Here is a 342-nt window from a genome sequence, read left to right as displayed (position 1 = left end):
TATATTTTAATGAATTTATCCGATAGGTATATTGTCGGTTATCATATTTTTAAACATAAAACGGCAGCGTTTGATAATCGGTTATTAGAGGATTGTTTTAAGACATTAAATATCACGCATTTATTAAGCAAGAAAGGGAATCCTGATGACAATACAGTAGCCGAAGTGACATTAAAACAATTAAAACGGGGTTTGTAAAAGACCAACGTTTCAATTACATAATTGAGTTACAACACGCTTCTCCGTCTTATGCTTATTGGTATAATAATAAACGATGGCATTCTTCGTTAGGCTACTTGCTCCTATTGAATTTAAAAAACACTTATCCCTTTAATTTTTTAT

Annotated in this window: 1 protein-coding gene and 1 pseudogene; both read left to right on the top strand. The window is 30.7% G+C overall.

The features are described from left to right. Positions 1-198 (top strand): annotated as a pseudogene (locus A9G30_RS12805) (hypothetical protein); the annotation flags it as partial. After that, positions 171-342 (top strand): IS3 family transposase (locus A9G30_RS13440; protein ID WP_442903435.1); only part of this gene is annotated, 172 nt, incomplete at its 3' end. The pseudogene A9G30_RS12805 and the gene A9G30_RS13440, both read left to right, overlap by 28 nt.

This window comes from Gilliamella sp. Fer4-1 (assembly GCF_001690515.1).
Lineage (GTDB): Bacteria > Pseudomonadota > Gammaproteobacteria > Enterobacterales > Orbaceae > Gilliamella > Gilliamella apicola_C.
The sequence above is the reverse complement of the archived record's forward strand: the minus strand, read 5'-3'. Positions and strand labels throughout refer to the sequence as shown.